This is a genomic window from Pelatocladus sp., assembly GCF_059505505.1.
Genome location: NZ_JCACKS010000144.1, coordinates 25,222 through 40,973, shown reverse-complemented (window position 1 = coordinate 40,973; position 15,752 = coordinate 25,222). Strand labels below are relative to the sequence as shown.

The following is a 15,752-nucleotide window of genomic DNA, read 5'->3' as shown; positions in this document are numbered from 1 at the left end:
GGTTTTTAAGTTTTAGCACTCACTACGCCTATTACTGCTGCACCTGCCGTAACAGCTGTGGCACAAATCCCTAAGCCTTCAAAAGCCTTGGCTCGATTACGCCACACAAGCTGGTACTCTTCACCCTTTGCCTGCTCAATGCGATCAGCACCGTGGCTGAAAACTGCACAGGTTATAGAGAGAAACATCAAAATAAAGCCAAATTTAATTACTTCTAATGAAGTGGTTAACGCGATTTCTCGTAGTTTCATGACCATTACTCCTCACAATAAAGTGCCAGTACCTCAAGAATTGCTCTCAACAGCCCGATGATTTCACGGATCTCCAGTTCGTCATGTTCAAGCGTCCGATTGATTACCTCTTCAGTTGCACCTGTGCGATCGCCTCCAAAAATATTACCCAGCCCATCAACAAGCCTTACTAGTTCGCCTTCTGTAGCGTGTTCAAGATTATCGCCCCATGTCTCACTGATGTCTCGAATCAGAGGGTTGTGGGTACTGCAATATTTCTTCAAAATTGACATGATTTGTCACAGCCTGTCCTTTTTAAATTACGGAATCGAAGGTTTTAAGGCTGAGTACAATACCCAGCCTGCTAAAACTAATCTCTAAATCTTTCTTCCAACATCAAAAGCGCTTGAATGAGCCATAGTTTTTCGTAAAAACTTAATTGGTGTTTGCGCCCAACTACTTCTTCGGCTTGATCGCTTTCCCACTCATCCAACTTGTCCGCCAGATGACTCCAAGCTGCTTGGGCCATGCGAGCGATTAGCCAGCAAGCATCGCCATCTGGGCAGCCCTCTAAAGCCGCGCCCCAAGTTTCAACCATGTCCTCAATGAGTTTTGGAGAATTGATGTGGTCGAAACCCCAAAAGCCTAGAGGTTTATCGCGCTCAAACAATGCCCTACCCAACTGAAGCAGCAAAGGAAACGGCACTTCGTCTAGCCGATCATCTATTTCTAGTGCTTCCTCGCTTAAAGTAGTTTCCCAATCTGGGGACTGTAAATGTGCCTCCGTGGCTAATCGAGCAATCAACCAATATTTATCAATTGGTCGTAGGCGTTCCAGTCCTTCTCCCCATTCTTCAGCGATGTCTTTAATTAGTGGGTTGTCGTGCGACAGTCCATAGTATCCTAGAGGTTTGTTCATTGTAAAATTCTCATAATGCTTAGTTTTTCCGACTTGCAGAAGAGGAGATCGCGGTATTTCTGGCTGATTTATCCTGCGATCTCTCCTCCTTAAAACAAACTTTGTTGTATCGCTTCACCTATTACCTGAGAACCGCGTTGTGCCTTGTACCCAGGTACTAGGTAGGCTTTGCGAATGGTGTTTTTGTTCAGAACTAAATCTGCTTTTCGGCGTTGACCATCTAAACAACGAAAACAAAAGCGCGGATGGTCGATTCGTGCGTAAGGGTCAGGATATTGGTACTGGTAGAGCGTCCCATTGATTTGGTAGACAGCGCCACGTTGCAACTGTGTAGTCTCGTAAACTGGCTCAAGGTTATTCATCTTTTTTTTGCAGGTTGTACAATTTGTATTCCTGTACCCGCTAAAAAAACTGTGCCGCCAATAGCTATTGATGTATCTCTGCCTAAATAGCGAGTAGCCAAAGAGCCAGCACCTAGTCCCGCAAGCACAGTTGAAACAAGCATTATTAGCAATTCTTGTTTGCTAGTCATTATTGAACGCCTCCAAATTGCTCAGATTTATTGTGGTGGAAAAATTTCCACCAGATAGCCTTTCTCTAACCACTTCTTCCAATGCTTTGCGTAGCCAGTATGCAGGAGTTACGCCGTCTTGGTCTGCAAGTAGTCGAATCTGAGGTGTCAAATCGGCTGGAATGTTGTAATTAAGCCGCTTGTTGAGCATTCGCTTCTCCTGTTATTTGTTTCATTTGCGACAAGGCAATGGTTTCTGGATTGTCAGTCAGCATCAAGTTTTCATCTGGTACGCTGGCTGATGTGAGCCTTTCACGAATCATTTGATGTACAGGGGCGATTGCAAAGCCTCCACCACAAAGCCCTACTTTGTTACGTCGTGCTTTGATGCTCAGGTCTGCGATCGCATCAGTTAGCGCTGAGTCTTGAATCCAAGCTGAAATACCAGCCTTAAGCGCTTCCCCTACATCTTTTCCATCTGGAGCAAAAGCGCTTACCTTGCCATCTGGGGTGATGGTTGCAGTCTCTAACATTTCCCTAAGATGTTCGCGCTCAATTGAGTCTGAAGAATCACCCTGTCTCAGTGCCTTTGAGAACTTGCGGACAAGAGTTGCAACACCGCCACCGCCGTTAGGACTAGCAGCAACGCGCTTGGGCAAACTGCCGTAATTGGAATATTGACTAACAGTTGAAGTCCCATAACCAATGTCAAAAGTCAGGAACTCTTTGTCATCTGCTACTTTGGGCTGCATCCACAAACTTGCTCCATATCCTTCTGGATAGTGCAGGAAGCCGCTTTTAACAAACGTCAATCGATAACGGATGCCATCAACTGTTATCCATTTGCAAGCACTTATCCCCTTCTTAAGTTCTGTTGGATCAGCCAAACTCAAAGTACTCAAGTTAATGTGTAAAGTTCTCCGCCTGGGGCTTGTACCAACGGATAACTCATAGAGATTCGGCAGGGATGCGATCGCACCAAGGCAAAGAATAGGAAAGTAAATAACTTTGTGATTATACCCATCAGTCATTGCAACGTATTCTTTACCCTGTAGCCTGGCTGCCGAACCTACCACCCAATACTCGATAAAGTCTTTGTTGCTCTCATCCTTAGAGCGAGACATACTGAAAGCGCCTTGCTCACCGAAAGGTACAGATGATACAGGACAGACTAATGAGTCAATCTTTCTTGCTGGTGTGCCAGTTTCGCGATCCGTAGACGCCTGATACTTAATGGATGAACGACCAGCGTCTATAACTAACTGGATAATCTTCTTAGGTTCGCGTATCCTTTGCGGTGTAAGGGCTTCAGACTGTTCTGTTTGAACATCTTGGAACACCAAGACGTCTTCTTGCTTTTTTCGAGGCATTTTAATTTTCTCCGTCTTATTTTTATCGCAACTGTCACAAAGTGCAGACTAGGTACAGCAGTTGCATTTATTGCTCACATGTACTTATTTGCTGCGTTCTGTTTCATGTTTCGCGTTTCGTGGGGGGAATGCTGTTTCACACTGTTTAGTGACGTGAAACATTGATGAAACCGTTGAAACATGTTTCACGAAACAAAACCTTTGAAACATGAAACAGACTTATGAAACGGGCATGAAACATAACTAGGCATCATTGCAATCCACTGATTTTTGCTGTGTCAGTTGCGATTGAATGCGTTTGTAAAAGCAACGCCATAAGGTAGTATTTCCTGAGCTTCACAAAGAATACACACAGAAACCTCTGACGCGACCAGATCGACAAGATTTAAAATTTTGACTACCGTCGCGATCGCGGTAGAAGAACCAGAGTTTTCAATTCCCGTGATATCAACTCCCGTAAATACAAGAGTTTCGCCGATTCCAGGAATCAAAAATTCTAAAAAATCCAGTTCTAGCTGTTTCACGACATCTTGGCTATCTTGCCGGATTGTCAAAACAAAAACCATTTTCATGATTGACGCCCCTGTGTCGTTGTTTCGCCCTTTAGTCTTTGGGAAAGCTCGGTTCCAAAATTTTTAATTAGAAGGCAAACTAGCTGGCTGTGGGTTGCAATGCCTGTAGCAGCCATAACACTTTCTGCTATGGGTACTAGGTCAGGGCTAATTACTGCGCGTACTTGTCTTGGCATTTCTTGAAATCCTCACTCGGTTGATAGCAGCCGGATTAAGGCTGTTGAAAACCGAGGGGCTTTGCTCCGTTACATTCCCTGTGTCCCCTTTCTCCGGGCTAAGTGGTCGGTCAGCTATTGATTTTTCATGGTTCAGAAACACACACAAATCCGCCACCACTGCCGAAACAGGGCGTGACTATTGATGCAGATATGTTGATGCCTGCCGTACTAACGCACGACTTTAAGGCTTGCTACCCGCAGGATTTACGCTTTCCTTGCCGGCTTGCGTCTATACTTGCTAATATAGCACCTAAATAGATGCTTTCAAGAATCTTTTTAGAATAGATAGCTGTTTTATTCTAAATGGGTGCTGATTAGTTCTCTTTAAGCGTCCGAAAATGTACCATTGAGGAGATATAGTGTTTCCAAAAACAAAAGTGAGTAAAAAATTTTCTATTACTGTGCCAGATTATGTTTTTGAAGACTTGGAGGAGTTAGCAAAAATTCAAGGGCGGACAACAGCTAACCTTGCAGCTTTTCTTGTTGAGACTGGTATTAGGGAGGCTCGTGAAAAAGGAGAATTACGATCTAAAGAAAGGCAGGAACCATGACCGATCAACCAAGCCGGCTTGACCGCATTGAACAGATTTTGGCAATTACCGCATCTCAGCAGCAAGCTAATACTGCTGCGATCGCAGAACTAACAAAAGATGTTAGTGACTTAACCGAGGCGATCGCTGACTACATTGTAGAGGCTGAAACTGACCGAGAAGTTATCAAACAAAATCAGGCTGAAATCCGCCGCATCTGGGAGTATTTGCTTAAGCAAGGCGGGAACGGCAATGGCTCTAGTTCATAATGAGACAGTAGCCCGAATACCATTAACCGCGTTACTTCCCACTTAATCCATATCATCAAAAAAAGCCAAGATTTCAGATTCGATTTGAGGAGGTTTCCCCAACATTTCCAGATTTGAATTTAACTGCTAAACAAATTTTTCTAGCTGAGAGAGGAGAGGGATAGGGCGATTTGCAATGACGGCTAACAAGAACTTGGAATTGATCTCCGCAAAGATGATTATACGGAACCTACTAGAACTACCTAGCTCTGCTTACTGGGAGATTGATCTTAGCCCAGACCAACAAAACCATTGGCTAGCAATGCGAGGCAAATGTAATCTGCAATCTCAATATTGGTGGTCAATATTTAATTTCAGGGGAGACCCACTAACAAACCTAGTAGAGTCAGGGCAGATTACCGAGTGGGATCGGCTAACAGTTATACTGCAAGTCGATTTTTTCCAAAGACTGTGGGAGTTGGTTCAAACAGCAGAGCCGCATCTGAAGAAAATTTATGAAGCTGGGGCATATCCTTGGGCTAAGTTTGGAGATCTTTCCGCCGCAGCTTTACTGTCAAATATTATTAAAGATCTTATTGATGGGGAATTTGAGAAGGCTTTGCAGCCTTACTTTAAGTTGTCCATCTTGGATGGACAAAAAATTTGCTCATATTATCTAGATGAAATTAAATCTCCGCAAGGAAAGCGAGAAGCTAAAAATCTTGTGAAAAATTTTACTAAGGATAAATGTTTATCAGTGAACTTTTTACTATTTTGCGATTATGCGGCCAAAACCGATCCTTCGGTTATGATGCGGCTCAATGCCTTACAACAAAGCAATGAGAACCTATTTCGTCACTGGAAAACGGCGCTTGCAAGGAAGCGTAGTAGCAAGAATTTTCATAAATTTGCGTCTTTTCGTTGGCAAGAAGGAGTTTTAAAGCTTGGTTCCTCTACGGGTGGAACATATGCTTAACAAAGCTTTACATCTGGGTGCAAGCTGTTCTACAGCAAGATTTTCAGCTTATTTTAATAAAAGAGTAAAAATGGAGCGAATAAGCTTATGCAAAATCTTACATTTACATAAGGTAGAAGCAATTCTCTTTTTGAGTGAAATCGGAGTGGGAAATATAAAAAAAGATACGCTTTAGCGCGATTACCTAAAAAAAGAGGCTTCAACATTATTGCCAAAGCCACAAAAAAACTAAAAATTCATTTTAATTTTCACAGAAAGCTGGCAAAAGTGCCAGCTCTGCTACATCGCTAGGTGTTCCAGACGTAACTAAAAAGCTTTGGCAGTAATGTTGACCTCTCCTTATCTTTCTTTTAAGGAGATCAAATCTTGAATACACAACATTATAGTGAATCCTACCAAAAATCTCAACATCTGATGTTGGAACTGGGACATCTTCCCGAAGACTGGATGTTAACCCCAGTAAACGGTAAAAAGCAGCCTTATCGGCTGAACTGGGCAAACGAACCGCCACTTTCTAGGAGTGCTATCGCTCACAAAGTCCAGAAGGGCGATTATGAAGATTTTGAAGACAAAAAAACTGGGGAGATCAAAAAGCGCTTCTGCAAGGCTAAGGGCTACGGCATCCGCACAGGGGAAGTATCTGGCGGAATTTTAGCCATTGACGCAGATGGACACGCAGCCGAGGCACTTCTACAAAAGCTTTCTGGTGGCGACTTACCCGACACAGTAATTTTTAGCTCTGGTAAACCTAACCGTAGGCAACTGCTGTACTACGTCCCGCGTGAGTTTTGGGAGGTGGTAAAAACTGTCAAGCTTAAGACTGGGGTCAAGGGTGACGACGGCAAGGAACAGCAGCTAGAATTTCGCTGGAACGGATGCCAAAGCGTACTGCCACCATCAGCACACCCAGAGACTGGGAATTATTTTTGGGTGCGATCGCCCCAGGATGTCGAGGTTGCCGAATGTCCCATGTGGGTGATTGAGTTGATGCTGAACCATAATCAGCCTGTACCAACACCCGCAGAAACTCCAAAACCACAAACGCCCGTAATCACTGCTAGACCACCCCTAGAAATTTTTCTAGGACGTGATGATAGAAATTTAGTAGAGCATGGCACGGGCGACGGCGGGCGGAACACAGCAGCCCAGAAACTTAGCCTTAATTTGGTAGCTACTGCCCGTAGGCTCTATGAACTGGGCATTGATTACGACGGCGACCCACGCGCGCTTTATGACCAATTCTGTGCCAAATGTACGCCTCCACTTGGTTCTGATGTTCGTGGGGAAGCTGAGGGTTGGTGGAGAAAAGCCGATGCGATCGCCAAGCATCCCAGCTTAGATGATGAAAAGTTACAAGGATGCTATGAAGCATGGTTAAAAAAGAATAAAACTAATACCAGTACAAACAACCATTTAAGTAGAAAATCTATTGTCTACGTAGACAATGGCTTATTGTCTACGTCATTGTCTACACCTCAAAGTGATGATGAAAGTACAATTCAGGCTATTGTCGGCATTGTCTACACCATCCTCGGTTCTAATTATTCAGAGTTTGTAGAAGGTCAAAAACTTGACAGTCTTTACGACCAGTACAAGGATAGAGTAAAACGTAAACTATTTGACACGATTGTTGCTAGTGAACGGGTAAAAGCTGGTGAGGTTCTACCAGAAGATGAATTAAGGCTCAAATCTTTAATGGATTACAGCCAAGCCAAAATTAACTGGGATGAGGTGTTACCCGCGCCCCTAGCCCGCGACATTAAGCATGATGCTGAAAGGCTTAATATTGACCCTGTAATGATTTGGCAGGCTTTGTTGCCCGCAGTATCGTCATTGGCGGGAACGTTTACGCTGGATGAGTACGGCGGTGTCCCTGCTATTAACTGGACTTGCACTGTCCTACCTTCTGGTAAAGGTAAAACCCGCGCTGATAACCTTGTTTTTTCGCCACTACGTAAGATGCAGCTACGCGCTGACGTTGATTACAAGGAAAGGAGTAAGGAATACAAGCGGGCAATTGTGCAGTATGAAAAATCTGGAGATACCGAAGCCCAAGAACCGGAAAAACCAGGTTTGAGGAAGTATCTTTTTGAAGTTGCCACTATTCAATCAATCCTCAAACGACTATCAGAGCAAGGAAATCACGGTTCGTTGTGGGCGCGGGATGAAATCAAAGGGTTGTTTAATTCCCTTAACCAATTTTCTGGTAGTGAAACTGAGGCTATGGAGTTGGTGCTTAAGCTCTGGGACAACAAGCCAACGTTTGTTGACCGCACCGACATTGAAAACAGTTACAGCATTGCTGGCACGGCTGTATCACTGGCTGGCGGCATCCAAAATGATGTTTTTCGCAAGGTTTTTAAGGATGCTAATGACGGAAATGGGATGCAAGCCCGTTTCTTGTTTGCAGTACCCGAAGAACGCAAGAAGCAGTACATACCTGGGGCTTATTGCCGCCTTAGTGATCACCTCCCGGCACTTTATGAGTGGTTGGATAATTTAACCCCAGAGACGGTCAAAATAGCGCCAGATGCTCAAAAGTATTTTGCCAAGCTGGTTAACATTATTGGCGACCAAATCGAACAAATTTCTCACGCAGGTATCCGCACCTGGATGAACAAACTTGATACTCATATCCTGCGTATAGCGTTGGCTTTGCACCTCATTGAGTGCTACTACAGCCCATCCACCACTGATATCAAAACCCTTTCTCTAGCTACCTTAAAGCGGGCTGTAGTCTTCGCCCAATACTACCGCAGCGCCTTTCATATATTGCAAGAGAAAGTTAGCACCAGTGATGATATTGCCTCAATTATGCTGCAAATTCACGCTGCGGCACTTAGCAAGCATCCTGATGGCATCAGCGCCCGTGATGTTTATAAAGATTCTCGTTCCATTCAAAGCCGTGCAAAATCCGCAGGCAGAGAGGTGGGCGCTTATGTTGTTGACCTTTTTGAAAAGATGACCCAAATGGGTTACGGCGAAGTTGTACGTAAGGGGCGCTCCGTTAGATTTATTGCATTTCAAAAGAGGAATCCAGAAAAAGACTTTAAGAGTGCAGACAATGTAGACAATAGCCAAAAATGCGACCAAGAACCCTTATATAGTCAGGAAAAAGATTGTCTACACGACCGTAGACAATGCCCTATTGTCTACGTAGACAATCAAAATACTACTGAAGTACGGACGGAGGTTGAGTGTCAATATACGCCACAACTAGAGAAGTCGAAAAAGCCAGTTTTACAAGTAGTGGTTGAGCCTCAAACAGAGGAACCAGACAGGCTCCAAGAATGCAATCTCGCCTTTGCGGTAGGCGATCGCGTGACGATATCCGACCCCTACCATGCCCGTCACAATCAAATAGGAGAAGTCGTCCAGGTGATAACAGACGAATTGTATCGAGTCACCTGGGAAGATGGGCGCGACAACCGCTACGAGCCTGGGGAGCTATCCGCGCTCTAGCTGATACAGAAAAGTTTCAATTCTTCGATTAACGTAAAAATTAGCGCTTCAGGACATTCATCATGCAAGAAACAGCAGCACAAATTTTGGTTCGCACAGCCCAAAGATGGTACTCAATCCGGCATCTAGACTCAGACACAAGAAAACGACTAATGGCTATGACAGAAGAAGAATTTAAAGTTGAATATGAAAAGCTGGTTAAACCAGTAGCTTAATTTCTAATATCTCGCCATTAAGAACTCTCACAAAATCAACCAAGTCTTTGTAGATTGGTTGTTTGTCTAGCCAAGACAAGTCATCCCAATATCCAACGTTTTCAAAGCAGGTAGTTAGCGTTTTTATTAATTCAGTGCTTACCTGCTTTGCTGCAACCTCTCTTTGCTTGAGTACTTGTATCTCTAGCATTGTTTGTTCGATTGCGTTTTGAATAATGGGACTTTGGGGCAACGACTTAAGCGCTTTTAATTGCTCTTGCCTAACGACTAGCTCAGGGCTATCATCATCATTTGATGAGAAATTAGCTACTGTGTATTTTCTGATTTCCTCGTACCTAGCGGCTAAAGCTGCATCTACGGCTGAAATAATATCCGGCAGATATGTACTAGTTTCGTTCCCGCAAAAAGCATCTCCTAAATTTTCGTGTTTTTTGCATCTGATTCGATAAGTTGACCACTTTATTTTTTTACAAAAGCACTTATACCCACAATCGCCACAAATAATTTGCCCCACCAAAGGTAATGGCTCTTTAGCACTATCCTTGTTGTTGCCGTAACTATACTTATGTCGGTTGTCTTCCAGTTTTCTGTGTATAAGCTTAAATTTATCGCTAGAGAGTAGTGGTTCGTGAGTATCTTGATGTATTTCCCACTTTTCGGGATTGTTCAGATTTCCTCTGATATTGTAAGCAGTATGCCCTCGTAGTACTGGGCTAGTTAGCCAATACCTCAGTCCTGCTGCTGTCCATGAAATTTTATAAGTGTCCAATATATGCTTTGCGGTACTTCTCAGTGTGGCGTTGCCACATAAAAAATAGTCAATAATTTCGGATGCGATCGCCCAGTTAGATTTACCTGACTCATGCAGCATCATATCGGGTGCATATTTCTCATCAACCCTCTGATACCCAAAAGGTGGACGTGGGGCTGCTTTCTTCTGTTCGCGGAAATAATTCAAACCGTGCCTAATCCGATCCGAAAGTAATCTCGATTCAAATTCTGCCAAACCTGCCATCTGGTTAACACTGAACCACCCAAAAGGTGATGATGGGTCAACTGGAGCATCTAAGACAATTAATTTAACTCCATACTCTTCGAGGGTTACTAAAGTTCTGTGGATAGTAATCACACTCCGTGCTAGACGGTCAATACGAGTGATCACAACTTCAGTTATTTTCCCTTGCTTGCACATGGCAAGCATTTTGTTAAATTCCTTACGCTTATCTGATCGCCCACTCTCAATATCTGAGAATATTAGGACAGCACCTGCCTTCTCGACACGGGCTGTCTGTTGCTCCAAAGCATTTCCCTCATCTTGTTCTCGCGTACTAACTCTGACGTAACCAACTCGCATAAATGCTCATAGTAGACTGACTCTTTTGTTAATCATACTCCACTCGTTTGATGCTTCACAGTAAAGCTCAAACCACTGTGCTGCACTTAGCAGCAGAAAGAGGTGCAGTAGAAGACTTAGAAATTGAAGAAGTAATGTTAAAAGGTTTCCGCGATGTTAAGTGCGTGGAATCTGGAGGTCCCGAACCTGGTGTAGGTTGTGCTGGTCGTGGTATCATCACTGCCATTAATTTCTTGGAAGAAAACGGTGCATACCAAGACTTAGACTTCGTATCCTATGACGTATTGGGTGACGTTGTATGTGGTGGTTTCGCTATGCCTATTCGTGAAGGTAAAGCACAAGAAATCTACATCGTTACCTCTGGTGAAATGATGGCGATGTACGCTGCAAACAACATCGCTCGCGGTATTTTGAAGTATGCTCACTCTGGTGGTGTACGCTTAGGTGGTTTGATTTGTAACAGCCGTAAAGTTGACCGGGAAGCTGAACTAATCGAAAACCTAGCTGAAAGACTCAACACCCAGATGATCCACTTCGTACCTCGTGACAACATCGTTCAACACGCAGAATTGCGTCGTATGACTGTTAACGAGTATGCACCCGACAGCAACCAATCTCAGGAATACCGCGCATTAGCTAAGAAGATCATCAACAACACTAAGCTCACCATTCCTACTCCTATGGATATGGATGAACTAGAAGCACTGTTGATTGAGTACGGTATTCTTGACGATGATACCAAGCACGCAGAAATCATTGGTAAACCAGCAGAAGCTTCTGCTAAGTAATCCTAACCCTCTCAATCAGAGATAGGAAAATAGGAAAGACATGAAGTACGAAGTATGAAGTATGAAATCATCCCTTATTTCAGCCTTCATCCTTCCTTTTCTCTAATCCTCCCTTCTATACCTGCAATTACCCGAACCCATAAGTCTAACCGAGGCAGACTATGACACCTCCAGAAAACAAGAACATCATAGAAGAACATAAAGAACTAATTAAAGACGTTCTCCAAGCGTACCCTGAAAAATCTCGCAAAAAGCGAGAAAAACATCTTAACGTTCATGAAGAAGGCAAATCCGACTGCGGCGTTAAGTCCAACATCAAATCTGTTCCTGGTGTGATGACCGCCCGTGGTTGTGCCTATGCAGGTTCCAAGGGTGTGGTCTGGGGTCCCATTAAAGACATGGTTCACATCAGCCACGGTCCTGTTGGTTGCGGTTACTGGTCTTGGTCTGGCCGTCGTAATTACTATGTTGGTAAAACAGGTGTTGACTCCTTCGGCACCATGCACTTTACCTCTGACTTCCAAGAACGAGACATCGTTTTTGGTGGTGACAAAAAACTTACCAAGATTATTGAAGAAATTGAAGAACTTTTCCCTCTCAACCGTGGTATCAGCGTTCAGTCTGAGTGTCCTATTGGTCTGATTGGAGATGACATCGAAGCTGTAGCAAAGAAAGCTGCCAAACAACTCAACAAGCCCGTTGTACCTGTGCGTTGTGAAGGTTTCCGGGGTGTTTCCCAGTCTCTGGGACACCACATCGCTAACGATGCTCTGCGCGATCACATGTTCCCTCGCTTTGACAAAGCGAAGAAAGAAAATGCGCTGACAATTGAACCTGGACCCTATGATATAGCCCTGATTGGTGACTACAACATCGGTGGTGACGCTTGGGCAAGCCGGATGTTACTCGAAGAAATGGGCTTACGTGTTGTTGCTCAGTGGTCTGGTGACGGTACTGTTAACGAACTGGTTAATGGTTTGGCGGCTAAGTTAGTTTTGATCCACTGCTACCGCTCTATGAACTACATCTGCCGTGCATTGGAAGAAGCTTACGGTATGCCTTGGATGGAGTTTAACTTCTTTGGTCCTACCAAGATTGCTACATCTCTGCGCGAGATTGCTGCTAAATTTGACTCTAAGATTCAAGAAAACGCAGAGAAGGTGATCGCTAAGTATACTCCAATCATGAATGCGGTAGTCGAGAAGTACCGCCCTCGCCTTGAAGGTAATACCGTCATGCTCTATGTTGGCGGTCTGCGTCCTCGTCACGTTGTACCTGCTTTTGAAGACTTGGGTATCAAAGTGATTGGTACTGGGTACGAATTTGGACACAACGACGACTACAAGCGCACCACCCACTACATCGATAACGCCACAATTATTTACGATGACGTTACCGCCTACGAGTTCGAGGAATTTGTCAAAGCTAAGAAACCTGACCTGATTGCTTCTGGTATTAAAGAGAAGTATGTATTTCAGAAGATGGGCTTACCTTTCCGCCAAATGCACTCTTGGGATTACTCTGGTCCTTATCACGGTTACGACGGCTTCGCCATCTTCGCTCGCGACATGGATATAGCACTCAATAGCCCAACTTGGGGATTAGTTAATACTCCTTGGAACAAGAAAGAAGCTAAAACCAAAGTTGCCTAAAAAAAAGTCTGAACTGAGGACTAGGGATTAGGGAGTGGGGATTAGGAATTAGGTTAGAATTCTTCCCCAATTCCCATTCCCCGATTCCCAATCACCAATCCCTGATCTGCGATCCGTAAACCCCATCACTCACCCCAGCAAGCAAAAGAGATACAAAGATGCCACAGAATCCTGACAAAATCGTAGACCACGTAGATCTATTTAAACAGCCAGAGTATACTGAACTCTTCAAGAACAAGCACGAACAATTTGAAGGCGCACATTCTGACGCAGAAGTAGAGCGCGTTTCTGAATGGACAAAAGGCTGGGATTACCGTGAAAAGAACTTTGCCCGTCAAGCACTAACAGTTAACCCAGCCAAAGGTTGTCAACCAGTTGGTGCAATGTTTGCAGCCCTCGGCTTTGAAGGAACTCTTCCCTTTGTCCAAGGTTCTCAAGGTTGCGTTGCATACTTCCGTACTCACCTCAGCCGTCACTACAAAGAACCATGCTCTGCTGTTTCTTCTTCTATGACAGAAGATGCAGCCGTGTTCGGTGGTTTAAACAACATGATTGAAGGTATGAGTGTTGCTTATACGCTCTACAAGCCCAAGATGATTGCTGTTTGCACCACCTGTATGGCAGAGGTTATCGGTGATGACTTGGGTGCATTTATCACCAACGCTAAGAATGCTGGTTCTATTCCCGAAGATTTTCCTGTACCCTTTGCTCACACTCCTAGCTTTGTTGGTTCCCACATCACTGGTTACGACAACATGATGAAGGGAATTCTATCTAATCTGAGTGAAGGTAAAAAGAAAGACAAAACTAACGGTAAAATCAACTTCATCCCTGGCTTCGATACCTACGTTGGCAACAACCGGGAACTCAAACGGATGCTGGGTTTGATGGAAGTAGATTACACAATTCTTTCTGATACCAGCGATTACTTTGATTCACCGAACAACGGTGAATATGAAATGTACCCAGGTGGTACTAAGTTAGAAGATGCTGCTGAAGCTTGCAACGCCGAAGCTACTGTTGCTCTGCAAGCTTATACGACTCCAAAGACTCGTGAGTATATTAAAACCAAGTGGAATCAGGAAACTAAGGTTTTACGTCCCTTTGGTGTCAAGGGTACAGATGAATTTCTGATGACATTGTCAGAATTGACTGGTAAGCCCATTCCCCAAGAATTAGAAATCGAACGCGGTCGCTTAGTTGATGCAATGACCGATTCCTACGCTTGGATTCATGGCAAGAAGTTTGCAATCTATGGCGAACCAGACCTAATTATTAGTGTTGTTAGTTTCTTGTTGGAATTGGGTGCTGAACCAGTACATATTCTTTGCCACAATGGCGACGAAGTATTCAAGAAAGAAATGCAAGCTATTCTTGATGAGAGTCCCTTCGGTAAACAAGCAACTATCTGGCTTGGTAAAGATTTGTGGCATTTCCGTAGGCTAATGTGTTTGCTATCAAGCTAAATTGATTGCACCCTCTGGTATAAAATTATCTTCAAGCTTAAAATTTATTAACTGCTAGTTAAGTGCCATTTAGCTAGAGTTGGATTGAAGCTTACTATCAAAAACGCACTTTGTACAAATCGAATAATTCTCCTGATTGCCGTGCAACTACTTTACCACCAGCAGTTTTGATTATTTTTTCCCACTCTGCTATCGGATCTAAAAACGCCTCAGCACCCAAATAAGTTTCCAAAACTGCCCAATCTTCAGCTAAAGGTTGTTCAGGATTGAGGATGTCAAACACAAATTGTCCACCTGGTTTCAATACCCGTTTGACTTCCACTAACACAGTACTCCAATATTCAAGTGGAAAATAGCAGCTAAATCCTGTGGCGATCGCTAAGTCAAACTGATCACCAGAGTAGTTTAACTGATGAGCGCCACCTAGTTCGACACCTTTGAATAGCTTCGAGTTCAACTGCGAACCACGGGAATTGAGAGTATTTCGCGCTACAGTACTGATTTCTTGTCCATAAAAATACGCTTGCCAATCTCGCCAAGGATAGATCAAAAAGCTGACACCGCAGCCTATATCCAAACAGTGCTGGTTCTTTTGTGGTTGAGCTATTTCCCAAAAACTAGAAACTATTTTTGCTGCCAATATCCCACTCACCCACTCTCGATATATTGGCATTGCTTGCACCTCTGTTGGCAGTTCAAAGGATTGATTTTCATATTGTCGGTTAAAGCGATATGCTACTTGTGCTAACCTCACCTGCCATTTATCTGAGTGATGCATATTGTTTGTGTTAGCCTTTTGAGACGGTTTGTTGGACATTTGATCTATACTATTGCTCAACTATTTCTAAATGCGGTATTCCGTATACATGTCAAGATTAACGCTATAACTTATACTTGTATGTCGTTTTAACACTTTAATGTGCGTTTGTCCTGACTAGATAATGGGAAGCATTATCAAAAGTATCTTGCAGTTTTTTACAGCTATCTATGTAATATTACTGTGGTTGTTAATTTATTTGTTGCTTAGTTTTTAATTATATCTTCTCCTTTATATAACGTCACATTTTTGACTTTTTATTTGCTTTTAACGACTTTGTTCGGTTGGGTGCAAGATCTGAGCTTACCAGTATGAAACATAAGTAGTTAAACAACGCCAAAAATTTATTTAATGGCTGCGTAAATTCATAACCCAACTCAGATAAATATCAAGGATTTAAATAAAAGTCCCCGATTTCATACCT

At 43.5% G+C, this 15,752-nt stretch carries 18 protein-coding genes and 1 pseudogene; 8 read left to right on the top strand and 11 right to left on the bottom strand.

Annotated elements, in window-relative coordinates; genetic code table 11:
• Window positions 1-5: 5 nt before the first annotated feature.
• The 9 genes from AC5JMK_RS12440 to AC5JMK_RS12400 all read right to left on the bottom strand — a co-directional run bounded on the left by AC5JMK_RS12440 (window position 6) and on the right by AC5JMK_RS12400 (window position 3,778).
• Window positions 6-251, bottom strand: a complete 246-nt coding sequence (locus tag AC5JMK_RS12440; RefSeq protein WP_495910212.1) for a hypothetical protein — start codon at window positions 249-251, stop codon at window positions 6-8.
• A 5-nt stretch (window positions 252-256) separates the two neighbouring features.
• Complete coding sequence (locus AC5JMK_RS12435; RefSeq protein WP_096673106.1) at window positions 257-523, bottom strand: hypothetical protein; 267 nt, start codon at window positions 521-523, stop codon at window positions 257-259.
• 77 nt (window positions 524-600) lie between these two features.
• Window positions 601-1,149, bottom strand: coding sequence for a hypothetical protein (locus tag AC5JMK_RS12430; protein ID WP_096673104.1), 549 nt, complete (start codon window positions 1,147-1,149; stop codon window positions 601-603).
• 89 nt (window positions 1,150-1,238) lie between these two features.
• Window positions 1,239-1,511: a hypothetical protein gene (locus AC5JMK_RS12425; RefSeq protein ID WP_096673102.1), complete on the bottom strand. Its 273-nt coding sequence runs from the start codon at window positions 1,509-1,511 to the stop codon at window positions 1,239-1,241.
• Window positions 1,508-1,681, bottom strand: coding sequence for a hypothetical protein (locus AC5JMK_RS12420; protein ID WP_495910211.1), 174 nt, complete (start codon window positions 1,679-1,681; stop codon window positions 1,508-1,510). Before AC5JMK_RS12420 ends, AC5JMK_RS12425 begins: the two co-directional genes overlap by 4 nt.
• Window positions 1,674-1,871: a hypothetical protein gene (locus AC5JMK_RS12415; protein ID WP_096673100.1), complete on the bottom strand. Its 198-nt coding sequence runs from the start codon at window positions 1,869-1,871 to the stop codon at window positions 1,674-1,676. The genes AC5JMK_RS12420 and AC5JMK_RS12415 overlap by 8 nt, the downstream gene beginning before the upstream one ends.
• A complete protein-coding gene (locus tag AC5JMK_RS12410) occupies window positions 1,852-3,030 on the bottom strand; it encodes a hypothetical protein (protein ID WP_495910210.1) in 1,179 nt (392 codons plus the stop codon). The genes AC5JMK_RS12415 and AC5JMK_RS12410 overlap by 20 nt, the downstream gene beginning before the upstream one ends.
• A 278-nt stretch (window positions 3,031-3,308) precedes the next feature.
• Window positions 3,309-3,602 carry a hypothetical protein gene (locus tag AC5JMK_RS12405; RefSeq protein ID WP_495910209.1) on the bottom strand — a complete coding sequence of 98 codons (294 nt, stop codon included), beginning with the start codon at window positions 3,600-3,602 and terminating at the stop codon, window positions 3,309-3,311.
• The gene (locus AC5JMK_RS12400; protein WP_096673094.1) at window positions 3,599-3,778 is read right to left on the bottom strand and encodes a hypothetical protein; all 180 of its coding nucleotides are present in this window, start codon (window positions 3,776-3,778) and stop codon (window positions 3,599-3,601) included. Before AC5JMK_RS12400 ends, AC5JMK_RS12405 begins: the two co-directional genes overlap by 4 nt.
• 419 nt (window positions 3,779-4,197) lie before the next feature.
• Between AC5JMK_RS12400 and AC5JMK_RS12395 the strand changes: the two genes are divergently transcribed.
• The 5 genes from AC5JMK_RS12395 to AC5JMK_RS12375 all read left to right on the top strand — a co-directional run bounded on the left by AC5JMK_RS12395 (window position 4,198) and on the right by AC5JMK_RS12375 (window position 9,251).
• Window positions 4,198-4,371, top strand: coding sequence for a ribbon-helix-helix domain-containing protein (locus AC5JMK_RS12395; protein ID WP_072160453.1), 174 nt, complete (start codon window positions 4,198-4,200; stop codon window positions 4,369-4,371).
• Window positions 4,368-4,619 (top strand): hypothetical protein, encoded by a 252-nt coding sequence (locus AC5JMK_RS12390; RefSeq protein WP_096673092.1) that lies wholly within the window; start codon window positions 4,368-4,370, stop codon window positions 4,617-4,619. Before AC5JMK_RS12395 ends, AC5JMK_RS12390 begins: the two co-directional genes overlap by 4 nt.
• Window positions 4,620-4,833: 214 nt before the next feature.
• Window positions 4,834-5,574, top strand: coding sequence for a hypothetical protein (locus AC5JMK_RS12385; RefSeq protein ID WP_495910208.1), 741 nt, complete (start codon window positions 4,834-4,836; stop codon window positions 5,572-5,574).
• A 366-nt stretch (window positions 5,575-5,940) separates the two neighbouring features.
• Complete coding sequence (locus AC5JMK_RS12380) at window positions 5,941-9,036, top strand: DUF3987 domain-containing protein (protein WP_495910207.1); 3,096 nt, start codon at window positions 5,941-5,943, stop codon at window positions 9,034-9,036.
• A gap of 62 nt (window positions 9,037-9,098) precedes the next feature.
• Window positions 9,099-9,251 carry a hypothetical protein gene (locus AC5JMK_RS12375; protein WP_495910206.1) on the top strand — a complete coding sequence of 51 codons (153 nt, stop codon included), beginning with the start codon at window positions 9,099-9,101 and terminating at the stop codon, window positions 9,249-9,251.
• Here AC5JMK_RS12375 and xisF read toward each other — a convergent pair.
• A complete protein-coding gene (xisF, locus tag AC5JMK_RS12370; RefSeq protein WP_096673084.1) occupies window positions 9,235-10,605 on the bottom strand; it encodes a fdxN element excision recombinase XisF in 1,371 nt (456 codons plus the stop codon). The two genes, AC5JMK_RS12375 and xisF, sit on opposite strands and share 17 nt — an antisense overlap.
• Window positions 10,606-10,643: 38 nt before the next feature.
• On the opposite strand from xisF, the pseudogene nifH reads away from it, so the two are divergent.
• From nifH to nifK, 3 genes and pseudogenes are all read left to right on the top strand, one after another.
• Window positions 10,644-11,393: pseudogene (nifH, locus tag AC5JMK_RS12365) on the top strand (nitrogenase reductase); the annotation flags it as partial.
• 161 nt (window positions 11,394-11,554) lie between these two features.
• Window positions 11,555-13,045: a nitrogenase molybdenum-iron protein alpha chain gene (gene nifD, locus AC5JMK_RS12360; RefSeq protein ID WP_495910205.1), complete on the top strand. Its 1,491-nt coding sequence runs from the start codon at window positions 11,555-11,557 to the stop codon at window positions 13,043-13,045.
• 158 nt (window positions 13,046-13,203) lie between these two features.
• The gene (gene nifK / locus AC5JMK_RS12355) at window positions 13,204-14,511 is read left to right on the top strand and encodes a nitrogenase molybdenum-iron protein subunit beta (RefSeq protein ID WP_096673080.1); all 1,308 of its coding nucleotides are present in this window, start codon (window positions 13,204-13,206) and stop codon (window positions 14,509-14,511) included.
• Between the two features lie 97 nt (window positions 14,512-14,608).
• On the opposite strand, the gene AC5JMK_RS12350 is transcribed toward nifK, so the two are convergent.
• Window positions 14,609-15,328: a class I SAM-dependent methyltransferase gene (locus AC5JMK_RS12350; RefSeq protein ID WP_096673078.1), complete on the bottom strand. Its 720-nt coding sequence runs from the start codon at window positions 15,326-15,328 to the stop codon at window positions 14,609-14,611.
• Window positions 15,329-15,752 lie beyond the last annotated feature (424 nt).